Source organism: Acinetobacter sp. NIPH 2699 (assembly GCF_022549355.1).
In the GTDB taxonomy this organism is placed as follows: Bacteria; Pseudomonadota; Gammaproteobacteria; order Pseudomonadales; family Moraxellaceae; genus Acinetobacter.
In genome coordinates this window covers 150305-163721 of the sequence record NZ_JAKZGL010000007.1, presented here as the reverse complement: position 1 = coordinate 163721, position 13417 = coordinate 150305, and the positions used below count along the sequence as shown (strand labels likewise).

Here is a 13417-nt window from a genome sequence, read left to right as displayed (position 1 = left end):
TGCCAACATTGTTTCATCTTTCATGGTAAACACCTTGTTGACCCCAACAGTGTTGGGGATAATTTAAGCATTTACACAGGTTTATTTACACCCTCGTCTTGAATATAGATTAGCGAACAAGTTTTGCTAATAATTCTTCTTTGTTGAGGTTGCTTGCTTCTGCATCACGACGCCCTTTGTACTCGAACGTACCCGCATCCAAGCCTTTTTCACCAATCACGATACGATGAGGAATACCCATTAACTCTAGATCAGAGAATTTAACCCCTGGACGTTCATTACGATCATCAAGGAGTACGTCATAACCTTGTGCTAGTAACTCAGCATAAAGTGTTTCAGCCGCTTCGAGTGTACGTGGCGATTTATGTGCATTCATTGGCACAATTGCAACGTCAAAAGGTGCAATCGCTTGAGGCCAGATAATGCCTTTGTCATCGAAGTTCTGTTCGATGGCAGCGGCAATAACACGTGTAACACCGATACCATAACAACCCATGGTGACGGTAAATGGTTTGCCATCTTCACCAAGCACTTTACAGCCCAAAGCTTCTGAATACTTTGTACCCAACTGGAAAATATGACCAACTTCAATACCACGTTTGATTTGTAATGTACCTTTACCATCTGGAGATGGATCGCCTTCTACGACATTACGTAAGTCAAAAACTTCAGTGAATTTTGCATCACGGTCCCAGTTCACGCCAGTGGCATGTTTATCGACCTCATTTGCACCAGCCACAAAGTCAGCCAGTACTGATGCAGCACGATCCACAATCACGGTGAAGCCTTTTTCAACTAAACCTTGTGGTCCACAGAAACCAGCCGTCAAACCGTTTTGTTGTAACTGTTCATCTGTTGCAAAAGTCAAAGGTGTGGCAATGAGCGGATGCTTTTCAGCTTTAATATCATTCAGTTCATGGTCACCGCGTAAGAACAGGGCAACAACAGGCGTATTGCCTTTCTCATCGGTAATCCCTTGCACAAGTAATGCTTTTACAGATTGTTTTGCATCAGCATTTAAAAACGCACACACATCGGCGATGGTTTTTTGATTTGGTGTATCGACCAGTCCAAAAGCTTGTGTAGCAGGCGCACGTTCACCAACTAAAACAGCTTCGGCCATTTCTACGTTTGCCGCATAGTCTGATTCAGTTGAGAATGCAATATCGTCTTCACCACTGGCTGCAAGTACATGGAATTCATGTGATGCTGAGCCACCAATCGAACCTGTATCCGCTTGCACTGGACGGAAATCTAAACCAAGACGAGTGAAGATACGACTATAAGTATCATACATGACATCATATGTTTCTTGTAAAGATGCTTGATTCGCATGGAACGAATAGGCATCTTTCATGATGAATTCACGTGAACGCATCACACCGAAACGTGGGCGAATTTCATCACGGAATTTGGTTTGAATTTGATAAAAATTCAACGGCAGTTGTTTATAACTTTTTAATTCGTTACGCGCTAAATCAGTAATCACTTCTTCATGCGTTGGACCTAAAACAAAATCATTGTTATGGCGATCTTTAAAGCGTAATAATTCTGGGCCGTATTGTTCAAAACGACCAGATTCTTCCCAAAGTGCGGCAGGTTGCGTCACAGGCATATAAACTTCTAATGCGCCTGAACGATTCATTTCTTCACGAACAATCGCATCGACTTTCTTTAGTACACGCGTTCCCATGGGCAACCAAGAGTATAAACCAGAAGCTAATTTACGAATCATCCCCGCACGTAACATGAGCTGGTGTGAAATGACTTCAGCATCATTTGGGGTTTCTCTTAACGTTGCAAATAAAAAGCGGCTTGCGCGCATGGAAACTGTCCTAAAGTTAAGTGTTATTAAAAAAGCGATAAGAATGGGCAAAATAATACGCCCACTTTATCAACCGTTTGGCATTATGACATGAATCATTCAATTTGGCGCATTATAAAGTATTGTAGCGGGGCTAACTATTGAAGAAATATAACAGTTAGAAAGCGGTCTACTTGATGTGTGATATTGCACCTGTGCTTTTTTATTTTGATTTTATTCAAGTTTTTTTAAGCGTTGAATGATATCGGTATATTCAGTTTCGGTTTTGTGATAGGCATTACGTAGATTCTCAACAGTTTTTTTGACGTTCTCAATATTTTGGGTATTGTTGGCAAGATTGCTTTTTAGCTGGGCTGGAATCGTTTGTCCTTTACGGTGAAATTCCATTTCTTGCCGCTTAAATCTGATCTTATCCGTTTGTAATTGTTGTAATTGCTCTTGTTGATAGCTGAGCTGTTTTTTGAGATTTGCTAAAATTTGATCTCTTTTCACCGTGGCAATTTGAGTGCTTCCATAAGCACGTTTCAGTCGCAAATCTTGCTCACGTTGACGTGCAAGAGATTCTCGTTGTGTAGATTGTTGTGCATCTGCCAGCGCATTGTAAGGTCGATTGCGTTTAATGACTTGCATATTACGATCAAGCGCTTCGTAACCGTAACGGATATGATCAGGAGTCACCGATGTGCTGACATTAGCAATCCCATTTTTATCATAATAGCGATACCAGGCTGCCTTTGCTTGGTCGGTCGCTGCGAAAGATGAAGCGTAAGGGGAGAACAATAAAAAAAATGAGCAAATGTAAATGCGTGCAATCGTTTTAAAGTGTCTAACGCGGAAACCGCACTTTAACGAATCAGTCATTACATCTCCCGTAAAAAGTCAACTAAATCACTTATTTTTAAATAATAATCACTTGTATATTAGTGCTTATTTATACAATTAAAAATAGTCAGCGTGCAAAAAAAATATGAATTTAATTAAAAGTGTGAGCCAATAGAGATTGTCTTGAAAAACTGATAGATCGGTTCAAAAAACTTCATTGATAATGCAAGTAAAGATATGTTAAAAATATCAAACTGTATAAAATAAATTAAACCAACCATATAGTGTGTTATTGAGTGAATGGGGCGGAACAATTAAATGGAAGATAAATTTCAAAACTTAAAGGTGATGGTGATTGACGATTCAAAAACAATTCGTCGTACAGCTGAGACCTTATTGCAACGGGAAGGTTGTGAGGTAATTACTGCGGTTGATGGTTTTGAGGCATTATCAAAAATTGCTGAAGCCAATCCCGATATCGTTTTTGTTGATATTATGATGCCTCGTTTAGACGGTTATCAAACCTGTGCATTGATTAAAAACTCTCTCAGTTATCAGAATATTCCAGTGATTATGTTATCAAGCAAAGATGGTTTGTTTGATCAGGCTAAAGGGCGTGTTGTGGGGTCCGACGAATATTTGACTAAGCCGTTTAGTAAGGATGAGCTGTTAAGTGCGATCCGTAACCACGTTAGCGCATAAAATTTAAAAAATTGAGGATAAAATGGCTCGTATACTTATTGTAGATGATTCACCTACTGAAACATTTCGCTTTAGAGAAATTTTAACGAAGCACGGTTATGACGTCTTGGAAGCGACCAATGGGGCGGATGGCGTCACTATGGCACAGGCAGAATTGCCTGACTTAGTGCTTATGGATGTTGTAATGCCAGGGATGAATGGTTTTCAGGCGACACGTCAAATCAGTAAAGCTAAAGAAACCCAGCATATTCCTGTTGTGATTGTCAGCACCAAAGATCAAGCGACCGATCGAGTTTGGGGGAAACGCCAAGGTGCAAGCGACTATTTGACGAAGCCTGTTGATGAACAACAACTTATTGATGTAATCAAAGAATTATTAAGTTAATTTTACTCAATATAGGTCTTCGCATTACTCCGCTTTTCATGACTCAATATGGGATAGAGTATGGCAGCAAATGGATTTATCGAGTTGCTTCGCTTATCCAAGCGAGGCAATAAACAATATACTTCAAGTCAAAATGAAGTCAGTCGTTGGTCTGGTATCGCATTTGAAATGTTGGGGCAATATTTTGTTGCACCATTGGGGGAAATTTCTGAGGTGATTTATCCTCCGAAATATACGCCAGTACCAAATACTCAGGCATGGGTGCGTGGCCTAGCAAATATCCGCGGACGATTGCTTTCAGTTTCTGATTTAACTCATTTTATTTCTGGTCAACGAAGTCAATTCTCCCCAATGCAAAAAGTGATTTGTATTAGTCATCAAGACCATTATGTGGGGTTGGTTGTAGATCAGGTCTTGGGAATTCAGCACTTCAATAAAAAGAGTTTTTTCTCTCAAACGAATGAGCTAGACAATAAATTAAAAGACTATTGTCAGGGGTATTTCCACCAACATAATCAGCAATGGCATGTGTTCTTACTGAGTCGATTATTAAAAAATCCACAGTACATGAATGCATCAATAAAGTTTATAAACTAATTTAATACGCTGTGGAAAATTAACAGGTATTTCGGGGAGAAGCTGGTATGGGCTTTAAACTTAAAAAGAAGAATGGTAGTGATAGTGCGGGATTGAAACGGGGCGGAACTTTTGTAGAAAAAATTCGGACTCAAGTGGATCAGTTTTCTCGTTTATTTGGTGAGACTGAGAAATCAAAACCAATTATCTATCGTTCCTTAATTGCTTTGGTCCTTGCAGTTATCCTCTTAATCTATTTATTCGTGAGTCTGCCGCGCTCTAATCAGTTGACTCGAAGTTTAGGTGAGTTACGCTTGTTGTCGCAGATGATTTCGCGTCAAGCAACTGAGGCAACCGCATCGGGTACATCAGAATCAATGAAGAGTCTAGTTGAGTCTGAAAAGCGATTTGCTGAGAATCTTGAAATTGTAGGTAATCGTTATAATACCAATGCAGATGAATATAAAAAAGTTGATGCGCTTTGGGGTAATGTCGCAAAGCATATTGATTTGATTGTGTCTCAAGAAGAAGTCATTAATCAATTATATGAAACCAATATTTCAATCAGTGAAACGATTCCTGAGATTCAGGCTGAATATAACCTGATGGTTGACCAAATGGTTCGTGAAAACATGCCAAGTAGTCAGGTAATTATCACTAAAAACCAAGTGTTCATTGCAGAGCGTATTTTACGTTCAATTAACTCCGTGTTAGTGGGTACAGATAACTCAAATGCTTCTGCCAATGACTTTGGTGCAGATATTGATACCTTTGGTATTTATTTAAATGCGCAATTAAATGGTAGCTCTGAACTTGGTGTGGATCGTATAGGTTCTTCTGATTTACGTGAGTCAGTTGATAGCATCAAATCAGACTATGATTCAGTTTTAAGATTAGCTGCCGATACGGTCTTGAAAAATGCCAATCAGATTGTGCATGTACGTCAAGCATCTTCTGAAATTTTCACTCAATCGGATTCACTCCTTTCATCCCTAAATACTTTATCGGATAAAGCTGAAAGTGGTTGGGGCAATGTACTTGCAGGTATTGCTTTAATTTTAGCTTTAGGTGTCTTGGTTTTCTCTGCATTACAGCTACTTGCTTTGCGTAGCAATACCGATAAAGAACGTGTGACGCGCTTACAAGATGAGTATGACCGTAACCAAAATGCGATTTTACGTTTACTTGATGAAATTGCCGACTTGGCGGACGGTGACTTACGCTCATATGCGACGGTATCTGAAGACTTTACAGGGGCAATTGCGGACTCGATTAACTTTGCGATCGATCAGTTACGCGACCTTGTATCTCGAATTACAGATACTTCACAAGAAGTAGCACGATATACGCAGAATACGCAGAATATTACCAACCAACTCGCAGAAGCGTCTGAACATCAAGCACAAGAAATTGCAGGTGCTTCAGCCGCGATGAACGAAATGGCTTTGTCGATTGACCAAGTATCTGCCAATGCATCTGAATCAGCTGAGGTTGCACACCGTTCGGTAAAAATTGCTACCAATGGTGCACATGTTGTAAACCGTTCGATTCAAGGTATGGATCATATCCGTGAGCAGATTCAGGAAACCTCAAAACGTATTAAACGTTTGGGTGAATCATCTCAGGAGATCGGTAACATCGTCTCGTTGATTAATGATATTGCCGATCAAACCAACATTTTGGCATTGAATGCTGCAATTCAAGCATCGATGGCAGGAGAAGCAGGTCGTGGTTTCGCCGTTGTAGCAGATGAGGTACAACGTCTTGCAGAACGTTCTGCATCAGCAACCAAGCAGATTGAAAGCTTAGTAAAAACCATTCAAACAGATACCAATGAAGCCGTGATTTCAATGGAACAAACCACTTCTGAGGTTGTGCGTGGTGCGAACTTAGCCAAAGATGCAGGGATTGCACTGGATGAGATTCAAACCGTATCTGGTGATTTGGCGAAACTGATTGCGAGCATTTCTGATGCTGCGAAGCTTCAGTCTGCTTCAGCAAGCCATATTGCGACAACGATGAATGTTGTACAGGAAATTACGTCACAAACAACAACAGCAACGTTTGATACAGCGCGTTCAGTTTCTGAATTGGCAAACATGGCTGAATCATTACGTGAATCGGTAACTGACTTTAAGTTGCCTGATTAAGCCAGATTGGAAAGACAGATGGGGGTGTCTGTCTTTCCATTTTTTTAGAGATGTAGGATATCTCAACAAGGTGATAGAAAGATGGAACTACATCTTGTGTGATAGATACACGTATTTTTTAGCCACAATTGGTGGATAAAAACGAAAGAAGCCGCTATGAAACAAATATTAAAAACGTTGGTTGAAACGATGATGCTTCCTGAAGACAGTTATCTTGAACAAGATGCAGAAATTCTTGAAATTTTTATTGAAGAATTAGATGAGATCTTTGTTGAGTTAGAACCATTATTAGTTCAATGGATTGAACAGTCGAGTCAACAGAATGTGCTCACAGATATTCGTCGACATTTCCATACGCTAAAAGGTTCTGGAAGAATGGTCGGGGCAAAATCTTCTGGGGAGTTAGGCTGGACGGTTGAAGACCTACTCAATCGTGTCTTAGCTGGAACGATTCCATTAGATACGGAAATCCAACGTTATGTGCAAGCCATTTTTAATGTGTATCGCTTTAAGCTTATCCATGACTTTAAAGCGGTGCGAGAGCATCATATTGACTTAAGACCACTGGTTTTATTGGGTCAGAAATTGCAACAACAGACAAGTCTTGAGCCAGCATTGGCAGAGTTATTGAATCTTGCACATCATTTAAAGCATGATAATGATCTGACTGGACTTGAGTTGGTTGATGATTTAGTCGATAACAACCGAATAGCGCTAGAGCAGCAAGAGCTAAATATTGAGTTTGTCTTAACTAAAGCTGAAACAGAATTAGCCGAAGATGAAATGTTTGCCAAAGAGACATTAGCAATTTTCTTGGAGGAAGCAGAAGAGCATCTGGCGACCATTGATCATTTTTTACAGGATGATCGTCAAACCAATGAGCAATACAACACCTTGATTCGAGCTTTGCATACGCTTCGTGGTAGCTCTGCGATGGCGCATGTGGATCATATCTTTGAAGCAAGCTCGAAAGTTGAAAATCTATTTAAAACATTATTACAAGATGAGCTAGATTCAAGTTCAAATGAAACCGCATTATTAACGCATTATGCCCAATTTGTTCGTGATTATTTGCATAGTTTAAGACAACAAGATGTCCAGCAAAAATCTGATGAAATTTATACCACATTCAATGCTGCATGGAGCAGCTATGACTTCCAGTTAGAAGAACAACATAATGGTTCGGTACGACCACAAGGTTTAGTTTCTCAGCTATTGGAACTCAATATCCATGATCTACTCGATGTGGAGTCTGACTTTGAGGCGCGAGCACGCACAGAATTTCCTCAGTATATACAGCAGCTCAGCCAACAGGCCGAAATATTGTTGCAACATACCCACCATCACGCGACGATTGGGATGTATCAATATACAAGTTTGTTGCGTTCCAGCTATCAAGATCTGATTTTCAAGCCAAGCTTACTTCATCTGGATTATGCATTTGAGTTATATCACCAAGTACATCAACAATTTACTCAGTTGTTTGATACTTTGGCAGCGGGGCAACGTGTTACGTTAACCAAAGCGCATGAACGTGTTTTAAATGAGCTCAGCTCATTTACGCAACAGAATGTAGAGTCGCTAGATCAATTGACAATTGACATAAGCACAGAATCAACACCAGTAGACTCAACTGAAGATAACAATGCGCCTACGTTGGTCGAAGCAACAGATTTAACGGCTCAATTCGCTTTAGACAAGCAGCAATTACAATCAGCCGAAGCAAATCGAGATTTTGATCCTGATTTGTTGGATATCTTCCTCGAAGAAGCTGATGAGTTATTAGCTGGGATTGATACAGATCTAAATACTTGGGCAGCAGACGGCCAAAATGTAAATGCGTTAAAAAATCTGATGCGCTATTTGCACACCTTGAAAGGTGGTGCAAATATGATTCAGGCGCCTCATATTGGACTGATTGCGCATGAGTTAGAAACGATTTATGAAAAACTGATTAATCAACAGCTCCAAGCAACACCAGCGTTGGTTGCTATTATTCGCTCAGTTCAAGATGATATTTCAGATCGCATTCAAACGATTCGAGATCAGCAAGCTGATTACCCTTCAACCCATGTTGTAAGTGCTTTAGTACAGTTAAGTGCGTCGACAGCAACAGTTGATGCTGAACAGGTGGTCACGCAAGTTGTTGCTGAAAACAGGTATGAAGAGACAACAGTGTCTGCTGTAGATGTTGCTGTTCAAACTGCACCGACACAGATCGCGGTTGATGTAACCGATCTCGCGGCTCAATTGGTATTGGATAAACAACAATTACAATCAGCAGCGTCCAATCGAAATTTTGACCCTGATTTGTTGGATATCTTCCTAGAAGAAGCTGATGAGTTATTGGTTGGGATAGACGCTGATTTAAATACGTGGACTGCTGATCATCAGAATCTAAATGCACTGAAAAATTTGATGCGCTATTTGCACACTTTGAAAGGTGGTGCAAATATGATTCAAGCCCCTTACATTGGTTTGATTGCGCATGAATTAGAAACGATTTATGAAAAACTGATTAATCAACAACTCCAAGCAACGCCTCAGCTCATTGCATTAATCCGTTTGGTACAAGATGATATTTCAGATCGTATTCAAACGATTCGAGATCAACAAGTCGACTACCCATCCACTCATGTTGTGCAGTTACTCCAGCAAGCAGAGCAATCTGCGGGCGACCTTGGTGATACGCCAAGCGTAGATGTAGATACTGTTGAATCAATCGATGAGGTTGAAGACAGTGACATCGAAATTTTGACTGACTCATTTGAGACGATTGAGCAGCAGCCTGTGACAGATGACAGTTCGTTCATAACTGAAGAATTAAGTCTTGTTGAGACAGATGTTGTTGTTGAGGATGAGTTATCTGATCAAACTGTCGCGTTGGTTGAAGAAACGACTGAAGATGATGATGTACGTTCACTAGTAGAACAGACTTTCCTCGAAGAAGCAGAGGAGTTGCTGGAACAGGCCCAACATCTATTAAAACAATGGTTTGATCAACGTAGTAATCGTAGTTTGTTATTACAGCTACAACGTAATGCCCATAGTTTAAAAGGTGGCGCGCGGATGGCTGAACTGGATGCAGTCGCCGTCATTTCCTATCATTTGGAAAATGCTTTTGAACAATTTGGTGTGCATCACTTTAACTCAAATGTATACGACAATTTACTCAATACAGCCCTTGCGTGGCTCAATGATGCTATCTTTAAGCGCCAATATGCCAATTTTGATGGTTTAAAACATAATTTAGAAAAAATGGAGTTTGTTGACGTTTCAGCACAACTACCACAAAAACTTTCTGCAAGGGATATTTTTACGTCTGAATACACGATGGAGTTTGTTCAGGGGGATGGTACTGAGCCACCATCAATGCAAGGTGAATGGGAAACAACTGAGCGTGTAGAACAAAACAATGAAATGATTCGTGTTTCTGCTGATGTCATCGAGAAGATGATTGATTTATCAGGAGAAAATGCGATTAACCGTTCGCGTATTGAGATGGATTTAGGTCAGTTGGGCGGTACGCTGACGGAAATGGAACTTGCAATTAAGCGTTTGGCGGATCAATTACGTCGAATGGAAGGTGAATTAGAAAGTCAAATTATTGCCCGACATGGCGGTGAAGATGCTCGGTATGCTGATTTTGATCCATTAGAGATGGATCAATATTCATCTTTAAATCAGTTGTCAAAATCTCTCGCAGAGTCAGCATCTGACTTGGTTGACTTTAAAACGACACTCTCGGAGAAGATTCGTGATACGGAAGGTTTATTGTTACAACAGTCTCGTATTCAGGCGGAAATTCAAGAGAGTTTGATGCGCACTCGTTTGGTTCCGTTTTCGCGTCTCTTGCCACGTTTACAACGGATCGTCCGTCAGACAGCATCGACTTTAAATCGACCAACTGAATTGGTTGTGAACAATACCGAAGGTGAATTAGACCGTAGTATTTTGGAACGTCTGGTTTCACCATTTGAACATATGTTACGAAATGCGATTGATCATGGTATCGAAGACCGTGAGCAACGCTTACACGCGAAAAAGCCTGAAACAGGACACATTGTTTTAAATATCGGTCGTCAAGGCACAGATGTTGTTGTTTCTTTTAGTGATGATGGTAAAGGGATTGATGTAAATCGCATTAAAGACAAGGCCATTCAAACAGGTCTGATGACCAAAGAACAAAAACTTGATCAAGATGAGATTTTACAATTTATCTTCCATCCTGGTTTTAGTACTGCGGCGCAAGTCACGCAGATTTCTGGGCGTGGTGTTGGTTTAGACGTGGTACAAAGTGATATTAAAGCTTTGGGTGGTCATGTCAGTGTTGGCTCTGTTTTTGGTAAAGGCACGACCTTTACCATTCGAGTACCGACCACAGTGGCGGTCAGCGATGCCTTGATGGTAAAAGCTGGCGACCAACAATTTGCCTTCCCGCTTGCACAGATTGATCGTATTGTACGTATTTCGCCAATGGCTTTAGAACAATACTTCGAGAGTCAAGAAGATTACTTTAATATTGATCAAGAACGCTATCGTTTACGCTATTTATCTGAATTCGTGGCAGGGCAACCGATTCCCCGCTTAAGCGGTATTGTTCATTCGCTACCTGTACTATTGATTAAAGGTGCACAAGGTCAAACGACAGCATTACTGATCGATCAGTTGATTGGTTCGCGAGGTCAAATTGTTGTAAAACCTATTGGGCAACAATTCTCAAGTATTGGTGTGATTGCTGGTGCAACAATTCTCGGTGATGGTCAGGTCTGCTTGATTTTGGATGGTCAAAATATTGCTCGTCAAGCCCAGTCAACACCGCGTGCCAAGCAGGCAGATGAAACTTATACCAAGCAACGTTATGACGAACGTCGTTTGATTATGATTGTTGATGACTCGGTGACTGTACGTAAGGTCACATCACGCTTGTTAGAACGTCAGGGTTATGATGTTGTTACTGCGAAAGATGGTGTCGATGCGATAGAGCAATTGGAAACGATTAAACCTGATTTGATGTTACTGGATATCGAAATGCCTAGAATGGATGGTTTCGAAGTCACGAATCTTGTTCGACATCATGAAATCCATCGAGATCTACCGATCATTATGATTACATCCCGTACGGGTGAGAAACACCGTGAACGTGCTTTATCGTTAGGTGTAAACCAATACATGGGTAAACCATTCCAAGAGGAAACACTTTTGGAAAATATAGATAGTTTACTTGTTGCGCGCTGAGGAGTGAATAATAATGGTGAAGAAAGGCGCAAACTCTGCACTGGGTCAAATTGATCAGCAAGAGTTGCAGCATTTAATTACGGTTTCAACTGGATTTATTGACGCATATATTATTGAATGCCATCAAAAAGTTCCAATGCTGTTACCGCAAAATATTGTGTTATCGGCAATGGATACACAGACGCAGGTTGATCACATTGAATGGCATGATTTAAAACTACCGATTTATGCCGTCAATGATCCGACGCAGAAACAGGGTGTCGCATTGGTGGTTGAGGGCGATGATGTTTCAGAGCGCTTTGCTTTGATCTGTAATGAAATGCCCTCATCAATCCGTTTACGTATCTCAGAGATCGTTGATGATGAAGGTGAAATTGACGATGACAAGGTCTTTAAGTATGTGAAAATTGGGGGCAATACTTTTTATGTTCCCCATTTACAGAATATACAAACCCAATTGGGTTTATAAAAACATAAAAAGAAGGAACTCAATTTAGATGCTTGAGTTCCTTCTTTTTTTACAGGTTAATTGCTATGCAAGCAGTTGTTCTAGAATCTGCTCATAGATCTCTGCCAAAGGCTCAAGCTCAGCAACGTTTACATGCTCATTAATTTGATGAATCGTTGCATTCAAAACACCTAGCTCTAATACTTGAGCGCCCGTTGGGGCGATAAAGCGTCCATCAGACGTTCCACCACTGGTTGAAAGTTTCGTTTCTACACCAGTCACATTTTTAATGGCTACTTTTGCCGCATTGACTAATTCGCCTACTGGTGTCAAGAAGGGTAAGCCTGAAAAGGTCCAATCAATGCTGTAATTTAATTGGTGCTTATCTAATATATCGAGAACACGTTGTTGAAGAATTTCAGCAGTCACTTCTGTTGAGTAACGGAAGTTAAACGTCACTTTCAATGATCCTGGAATGACATTGGTTGCGCCTGTACCTGCTTGAATATTTGATATTTGGAAAGATGTCGCTGGGAAATATTCGTTGCCATTGTCCCAAACTGTTTCACATAACTCATTTAGTGCCTTAGAAGCAGAGTGAATTGGGTTCTCTGCAAGGTGAGGGTAGGCAACATGGCCTTGCTTACCGTGAACGGTTAAAACAGCATTTAATGAGCCGCGACGCCCATTTTTTACAACATCACCCAGTTGATGGGTACTAGATGGTTCACCAACCAAACACCAAGTCATCTTTTCTTGACGTGCTTCTAGGGTTTCCACAACTTTAACTGTGCCGTTAATCGATGGACCTTCCTCATCCGAGGTAATCAAAAAGGCAATAGAACCTTTATGATTCGGATGCTTGGTGACAAAACGCTCAGAGGCGACAACCATCGCGGCTAAAGCTGTTTTCATATCAGCACTACCACGACCATATAATTTACCATCACGGATCGTTGGTAAAAATGGATCTGAATTCCATGCATCTAATTGTCCAGTAGGAACAACATCGGTATGTCCCGCAAAACAAAAAACTGGATTTTCCGTACCACGACGAGCCCATAAGTTATCAACATCTTCAAAACGTAAGTTTTCGATATTAAAACCAATCTTTGCCAATCGCTCAGCCATGATATTCTGGCAATTATGGTCAACAGGAGTAACAGATGGTTGGCGGAGGAGTTGTAAGCTAAGTTCAAGCGTATCGGAATGGTTCATGCGAGATGTAGATAAATCTGGTGAAATTTGAACCGATATAATAGGGGAATATT

At 40.6% G+C, this 13417-nt stretch carries 9 protein-coding genes; 6 read left to right on the top strand and 3 right to left on the bottom strand.

The genetic code is table 11. From position 1 onward, the window contains the following. Nucleotides 1-109 precede the first annotated feature (109 nt). Together MMP72_RS09350 and MMP72_RS09345 are read right to left on the bottom strand one after the other, a co-directional pair. Complete coding sequence (locus MMP72_RS09350; protein WP_241316635.1) at nt 110-1825, bottom strand: proline--tRNA ligase; 1716 nt, start codon at nt 1823-1825, stop codon at nt 110-112. Nucleotides 1826-2038: 213 nt separating this feature from the next. Then, nucleotides 2039-2686, bottom strand: coding sequence for a hypothetical protein (locus MMP72_RS09345; RefSeq protein ID WP_241316633.1), 648 nt, complete (start codon nt 2684-2686; stop codon nt 2039-2041). Between the two features lie 279 nt (nt 2687-2965). On the opposite strand from MMP72_RS09345, the gene pilG reads away from it, so the two are divergent. The 6 genes from pilG to MMP72_RS09315 all read left to right on the top strand — a co-directional run bounded on the left by pilG (nt 2966) and on the right by MMP72_RS09315 (nt 12167). Continuing rightward, nucleotides 2966-3349 carry a twitching motility response regulator PilG gene (gene pilG, locus MMP72_RS09340; protein WP_130162174.1) on the top strand — a complete coding sequence of 128 codons (384 nt, stop codon included), beginning with the start codon at nt 2966-2968 and terminating at the stop codon, nt 3347-3349. A gap of 22 nt (nt 3350-3371) precedes the next feature. After that, nucleotides 3372-3734, top strand: a complete 363-nt coding sequence (locus tag MMP72_RS09335) for a response regulator (RefSeq protein ID WP_004669429.1) — start codon at nt 3372-3374, stop codon at nt 3732-3734. Nucleotides 3735-3794: 60 nt separating this feature from the next. Beyond that, nucleotides 3795-4331, top strand: a complete 537-nt coding sequence (locus MMP72_RS09330) for a chemotaxis protein CheW (protein ID WP_130162175.1) — start codon at nt 3795-3797, stop codon at nt 4329-4331. A gap of 47 nt (nt 4332-4378) precedes the next feature. Next, nucleotides 4379-6460, top strand: a complete 2082-nt coding sequence (locus MMP72_RS09325) for a methyl-accepting chemotaxis protein (RefSeq protein ID WP_241316631.1) — start codon at nt 4379-4381, stop codon at nt 6458-6460. 156 nt (nt 6461-6616) lie between these two features. Beyond that, entirely contained in the window at nt 6617-11698 is a 5082-nt protein-coding gene (locus tag MMP72_RS09320; protein ID WP_241316629.1) for an Hpt domain-containing protein, read from the top strand. A 13-nt stretch (nt 11699-11711) separates the two neighbouring features. Next, entirely contained in the window at nt 11712-12167 is a 456-nt protein-coding gene (locus MMP72_RS09315; RefSeq protein ID WP_241316627.1) for a hypothetical protein, read from the top strand. 63 nt (nt 12168-12230) lie between these two features. Here the strand turns inward: MMP72_RS09315 and dapE are convergent, their stop codons facing one another. After that, nucleotides 12231-13364, bottom strand: a complete 1134-nt coding sequence (gene dapE / locus MMP72_RS09310) for a succinyl-diaminopimelate desuccinylase (RefSeq protein ID WP_241316625.1) — start codon at nt 13362-13364, stop codon at nt 12231-12233. Between the last annotated feature and the right edge of the window lie 53 nt (nt 13365-13417).

Bases quoted from the DNA above. Each gene is read 5' to 3' on its own strand.
- MMP72_RS09330 (WP_130162175.1), top strand. From the start codon at position 3,795: ATGGCAGCAAATGGATTTATCGAGTTGCTTCGCTTATCCAAGCGAGGC.
- MMP72_RS09320 (WP_241316629.1), top strand. From the start codon at position 6,617: ATGAAACAAATATTAAAAACGTTGGTTGAAACGATGATGCTTCCTGAA.
- MMP72_RS09325 (WP_241316631.1), top strand. From the start codon at position 4,379: ATGGGCTTTAAACTTAAAAAGAAGAATGGTAGTGATAGTGCGGGATTG.
- dapE (WP_241316625.1), bottom strand. From the start codon at position 13,364: ATGAACCATTCCGATACGCTTGAACTTAGCTTACAACTCCTCCGCCAA.
- MMP72_RS09315 (WP_241316627.1), top strand. From the start codon at position 11,712: ATGGTGAAGAAAGGCGCAAACTCTGCACTGGGTCAAATTGATCAGCAA.
- MMP72_RS09350 (WP_241316635.1), bottom strand. From the start codon at position 1,825: ATGCGCGCAAGCCGCTTTTTATTTGCAACGTTAAGAGAAACCCCAAAT.
- MMP72_RS09345 (WP_241316633.1), bottom strand. From the start codon at position 2,686: ATGACTGATTCGTTAAAGTGCGGTTTCCGCGTTAGACACTTTAAAACG.
- pilG (WP_130162174.1), top strand. From the start codon at position 2,966: ATGGAAGATAAATTTCAAAACTTAAAGGTGATGGTGATTGACGATTCA.
- MMP72_RS09335 (WP_004669429.1), top strand. From the start codon at position 3,372: ATGGCTCGTATACTTATTGTAGATGATTCACCTACTGAAACATTTCGC.